This window comes from Corallococcus sp. CA047B, from assembly GCF_003612065.1.
Taxonomy (GTDB): Bacteria; Myxococcota; Myxococcia; order Myxococcales; family Myxococcaceae; genus Corallococcus; species Corallococcus praedator.
Window position 1 is genome coordinate 1 of sequence record NZ_RAWD01000483.1, and the last position, 5,192, is coordinate 5,192.

Genomic DNA, 5,192 nt, shown 5'->3' on the forward strand with positions numbered 1-5,192 from the left:
GCGCGAACCCTGGTGGTGACGGCTGGGGTGGGGGGCTCCGGGTGGAAGGTCAGCGTGATGTCGACGCAGTCCGGTCCCCGCTTGCCGTTGAGCTGTTCGTCGAAGAGTGGGAAGCCGACCTCGGCCCCGAACCAGTAGCCGGGTTCCAACTTGAGGAAGTCTTCTTCACGGGGAGGCGGAGGGAATCGATCCGCCACCAGGAACTCCAGCGGTTGTGTCGTCGCGCAGTCGAGGACCGCGACAATGTCCAACGTGTTGTTCTCCAGGAGTCGCCGATCCAGCGTGATGGTCCCTTCTTCGGAGCCAATCAGGACGCGTCCGGCGAGAGTGGCACCGTCATATCGGGGGGATTGGAGTTCGAAGAGCGGACGCGCAGCGGATGTCGCTGCTGGAGGGGGAGGCGGTGGGACGACGCGACGGCAGGCGGGAACGAAGAGCAGCGACGCCGCAAGGAAGACAAAGGCCGAGTGGCTCATCTGCATCTGAGTTCTCCATGGTTGCCGGGGACGCCATGGCCATCGCCGTGTTGCCATCCGCAGGAATGCGCCAGCTCATGGACCATGGCTTGGGCTCGGCACTGCTCGGACAAGGGAAGTTCGCACCAATAGATCTCCGACTTGGGTTTGCGACAGGTCTGAGTGCCCTGGAAGACGAAGCCGCCGATAGCGCCCCTGCTTTTCTTTCCGTCATCCCGGCATTTTTGCTGAATGTAGTCACTGCACTTCACGAGCACTCCACTGCATTGGAGCTGGACGCATTCACGGAGGCAGGTGTCATCGATCTCTTCCGCAGCGGCGTGACAGTCCTCGACCGTGGGGGTGGCTCGGCACTGGGTGTGGCGCATGGGCGTGCGGGGTCGACTCGTGGTCGCGCATGCCGGAAGCAGCAACAGGGCAAGCCCGATGCTGGCGATTCGGTGGGGAGCCGGGGCTTGGCGCAAGGTGCGGTTCCGTCCTTGGGGGAAGGCCGTGAAGCGCTGGATCAAGGCGCTACATCTGCACGTCTGTTCCCGTGAATGGCGTGTTCGGGACGGTGTGAAACGTCAGGGATACCCACGAGGGCATGGAAGAACCCGTATTGCTGGGGATATAGGTTGCGTCCGTCCGGGTTGTAGTAGCGTGGATCAGAACGGGAGGGTTCTCCAAGTGCGCAACAGTCTTCGGTGGTTGGGGTCGCTGCTCGATCGCGTGGGCCTCAAGGAAGCAGTGGAAGAGGCGAGCGATTGGGTGCGGTACTACGCGCAGGGGAAGCCGCCCGCGAGTGAGCCGCAGCCGACCCGTGTTTCCCGTCCCATGCACTCCGAGCCGCCGCGTGCCTCCGTGCACGAGGTGATCGCGTCCATGCGGAACACCATGCCCGAGCGGCAGGTGGACGGGACGGTGGTGGAGATTCCGTTCGAGGGCCGGATGGAGCTGGTGCCCTCGGCTCTGCGCAAGCGGGCGCCCAAGGCGAAGAAGGCAGCGGGCAAGAAGACCGCCGCCAAGAAGGCTCCGGCGAAGAAGGCCGCCGCCAAGAAGGCTCCGGCGAAGAAGGCCGCCGCCAAGAAGGCTCCCGCGAGGAAGTCCGCGGCGCAGCCTGCGAGCGAGGACGCGGTGTCGGTGCTGGAGACGGCGCTGCGAGGCCACGCGCGCCAGAAGGACCTGGTCTCCGCGGGCAAGGAGAAGGACCAGCTCCTGCGTTCGCTGATCCCGCTGTACCTGGCGCGGTCGCTGGACGTGGAGATCACGTCGGGCACCACGTCGCGCTTCTGGAGCGGGCTGGGCGTGACGTACGCCGCGCCGAACGCCGCCAAGGCGCTGCGCCTGCACGCCGGTTACGCGCAGGACACCAAGAAGGGCAAGGCCATCACGGCCAAGGGCGTCCGGTACGTGGAAGACGCCCTCGGTCAGGGCTGAGTCTGACGCACGGGATGTCGCGGCTCCGCTGCCCATACACTCGCGATCTGTTTCGCGTTTGTGCATGGGCAGCGACGGCTGCGGTGGCGTCGTGTGCAGTCCCAGAGAGACGGGCGGGCCTTGTCGAAGGCAGCCCTGACGCCAGCGGCATTGAGTGGCCAGAACACCTGCAGCCCATCGCGACCCTGGATGGGCCCGCGGTTCTGGCGTCCCACGCCGCCCTCCAGGATGTCTTGAGTCACTTTCCTCCGTCTCGGCGGGAGGAGTGCATCTTCACGGCTCGGGCTCTGGAGGTGGTCGTAGGTCGGGGCGAAGGCGCCTACATTGTTCGCGTGAACCGACGGGTCGACCATTGTGAGGGCATTGGTCCTGGCGGGAACTTCGAGTTCGATTGGTTTGAACTCTATGCCGTCTCCCCCGAGGGCAAGATCATTGAGCGGTATCAATACTCACCCTGAACTCAAGCGCGTCGATGCTGACGATGAGGTCCGCGCAGTCCTCGTTCGGCATCACGGCGCAGTCATTCAGGATGTCCTGGAGGACCGGAAGCAGAAGCTCCCGATGCCGGGCCCGCTTTCTTTCGTGGATGACGCTCATGGCTGAGGCGGCGTCAGTCTGCCTTTGCAGAACGTGAACCGGGAATGGGCAGGTTGTCTGTCTTCCGGTACGTGGCCACCACCGAGTACTTCGTGTCCACCGTGTGGTTGCGGCTCGCCGCGTGGAACAGCCGCGCGTGGAAGAGCAGCACGTCCCCCGGGGACAGCCGCACGTACTGGGCATCCGCGATCAGCGCCGCGTTCTCCGGCAGCTCCGGCCGCAAGAACAGACGTTCGTCGTAGCGCTCCGGCGCGAAGGTCATCCGGTGCGTCCCGGGCAAGACTTTCAGCCCGCCGTTCTCCGGCGTCTCCTGCCCCAATGCCAACCACGTGGAGATCAACTCCGGCCGCGCGAAGGACCAGTAGCGCACGTCCTGGTGCCAGCCCGTGTCCGATGAGTAGCGCGGCTGCTTGGTCATGACGCAGTTGTGGTGCGCCCGCGCCTGCACCACCGGCCCCTCCAGCAACTGACCCAGGGCCTCCAGCATCCGCGCGTCGTCGAACCAGGCCGCGAAGAGGGGCGAACGCTCGTGCGCGCGCAGCAGCCGGCGCACCGTCCGTCCGCCTTCCTCCGTCCGGCTGGCCGGGGAGCCCGGATAGGCCACGTCGGCCTCGTACTCCACCGGGCCTTCACCGGAGGCGAGCTGCTCCAGGATGGAGGCCCGCATCCGGGCGCACGTCCCACCCTCCACGAAGGACGGCAGGACGAGATACCCATCGGCGGCGAAGCGCTGGCACTGCTCGGGACTCAGGACGGACATGGCGCCCGCTTCTTAATGGGGGCGCCGTCCGAGTGCACCTGTCCCGAGCCCCGCCTCACCCCAGCAGCCGCGAATCATCCAGGTCGATTTCATCCTGGATGAGGTCCACGCCGTTCTGCCGGAACCGCCGCGCCGCCGCGCGCGTGCGCGGCCCGTGCCCGTGGTCCAGGCACCACTGCGCGTGCTCGCTCAGGAGCGCCAATTCCAGCGTGCGCCCCAGCGTCAGCGAGAACCGCCGTGCCCCGGCCTCCATCGTCGTTGGGTTCGCCATCGCGCTGGAGACCCAGACCCGCGCGTGCTCCAGCGCGTCGTGCGCCGTCTTCACGCACGGGCGCAGGCCCACGTCCGTCACCTTCGACAGCCGGCCCTCCACCTCGTGGAAGTACGCCTCCAGCGTGCCTTCCTTCGCCAGCGCGCGCAGCGCGTCCAGCGACAGCACGTTCGTCGTGCCCTCCCAGATGGACAGCACCTGCGCGTCGGCCTGGATGCGCGGCAGGCCCGTGTCCTCCACGTACCCCGCGCCTCCGAAAGACTCCGTCACCTCCGACGTCACGTGCACCACCTGCCGACCCGTCGTCAGCTTCGCCAGCGGCGTCACCAGCCTCTGCAACAGCTGCTCCTGCTCCGTCGCCGTGCGCGTCTCCAACTTGCCCAGCAGCTCCACGCCCCGGAACGCCAGCAGGAAGCCCGCCTGGAACTCCGCCTCCAGCCCCGCCAGCGTGTCCACGTGCAGCGGCTTCTCCGACAGCGGCGCGCCGAACTGCACCCGGCGCTTCGCGTAGTCGTGCGCCAGCGCCAGCGCGCGCCGCATGCTCCACGTCGCGCCCATCGCGTTCCAGGTGCGCGTCACGTTCAGCATCATCGCCATGTTGCGGATGCCGTCCGTCAGCCCCGCCACCGGCGTCGCGAGCGTCCCGTCCAGCGTCAGCTCCGCCGTGGGCACCTTGCGCGTCCCCAGCTTGTCCTTCAGCCGGTTGATCTGGATGTGATTGAGCTGGCCCGCCGCGTCCCGCGTCTCCACGAAGAAGAGCGCCAGCCCCTTGCCACCGGGGCCGTTGCCCTGGGGCCGCGCCAGCGTCAGCGCCATCTGCGCCGTCGTCGCGGACGTGAACCACTTCGTGCCGTACAGCCGCCAGCCCTCGGGGGACTGGCGCGCCTCCGTCAGCGTCAGGCCCACGTCCGAGCCGCCCGTGCGCTCCGTCATCCACTGGCCCGAAGTCCAGAACGTCGCCGGGTCGCGCGACGTCAGGTGGGGCAGGGCGTGATCGATGAGCTGCTGGTTGCCCAGCGACAACAGCGAGCGCGCCGCGCCGTCCGTCATCGCCAGCGGACACGAATAGACATCCAGCGACGGCTGCACCAGGTAGTTCAGCGCGAACTGGTGCACGCGGCTGAGCGCGCCACTCTTCTGCTCATAGGCCACCGCGACCAGGCCCTTGCGCGCCGTCAGCGCCTCCGCCTCCTTCCACAGCGGCGTCACCTCGATGTGGTCGATGCGCTGGCCCCAGGGGTTCCACTGCGTCAGGACGGGCTCGTTCAGCCGGTCGCGGAGCTGGAACTCGTAGAAGTGCTTGCCGCCCAGCTCTCCCAGTTCGCGGAAGTCGTCGGTGATGGAGCGGCGCAGGTCCTCCGGCAGGGTCCGGGCGAGATAGCCCTGCAGGAACGCGTCGTCGTCGTACTGGTTGCCAAGTCCGGGGGGTGCCTGGAAGAAGCTCATGCCCCGAAGTTATCACCCCGCCACGGGCGGTGGGGTAGAGTGGCCTCCCCTCTGCCGGAGCCGTGATGACCGACTTCTTCCGCAGGCCCCCTCCTGGCGCGGGTCCGTCCTCCCAGGACGCCGAGCAGGACCCCAACCGCAGCGTCACCCCCTTGGAGACGCCCGCCGCACCGGTAAGCCCCGTCCTGGCGCCGCCTCCGCGCCCGCGCTCGCCCACCACCAC

6 protein-coding genes are annotated in these 5,192 nt (G+C 67.7%); 2 read left to right on the forward strand and 4 right to left on the reverse strand.

What is annotated here, in order from left to right:
* Nucleotides 1-197 (reverse strand): hypothetical protein (locus D7X74_RS39410; protein WP_147446857.1); only part of this gene is annotated, 197 nt, incomplete at its 3' end.
* Between the two features lie 314 nt (nucleotides 198-511).
* On the opposite strand from D7X74_RS39410, the gene D7X74_RS42810 reads away from it, so the two are divergent.
* Together D7X74_RS42810 and D7X74_RS39415 are read left to right on the forward strand one after the other, a co-directional pair.
* Nucleotides 512-1,015: a hypothetical protein gene (locus D7X74_RS42810; protein WP_147444557.1), complete on the forward strand. Its 504-nt coding sequence runs from the start codon at nucleotides 512-514 to the stop codon at nucleotides 1,013-1,015.
* Between the two features lie 130 nt (nucleotides 1,016-1,145).
* Nucleotides 1,146-1,895, forward strand: a complete 750-nt coding sequence (locus D7X74_RS39415; protein ID WP_233602448.1) for a hypothetical protein — start codon at nucleotides 1,146-1,148, stop codon at nucleotides 1,893-1,895.
* A 429-nt stretch (nucleotides 1,896-2,324) separates the two neighbouring features.
* Here the strand turns inward: D7X74_RS39415 and D7X74_RS43340 are convergent, their stop codons facing one another.
* From D7X74_RS43340 to D7X74_RS39430, 3 genes are read right to left on the reverse strand one after another with little or no spacing between them, the layout of a single operon-like run.
* Complete coding sequence (locus tag D7X74_RS43340) at nucleotides 2,325-2,492, reverse strand: hypothetical protein (protein WP_158622361.1); 168 nt, start codon at nucleotides 2,490-2,492, stop codon at nucleotides 2,325-2,327.
* Between the two features lie 13 nt (nucleotides 2,493-2,505).
* Nucleotides 2,506-3,252 (reverse strand): phytanoyl-CoA dioxygenase family protein, encoded by a 747-nt coding sequence (locus D7X74_RS39425; protein WP_120538090.1) that lies wholly within the window; start codon nucleotides 3,250-3,252, stop codon nucleotides 2,506-2,508.
* Nucleotides 3,253-3,307: 55 nt separating this feature from the next.
* Nucleotides 3,308-4,969, reverse strand: a complete 1,662-nt coding sequence (locus tag D7X74_RS39430; protein ID WP_120538091.1) for an acyl-CoA dehydrogenase family protein — start codon at nucleotides 4,967-4,969, stop codon at nucleotides 3,308-3,310.
* Between the last annotated feature and the right edge of the window lie 223 nt (nucleotides 4,970-5,192).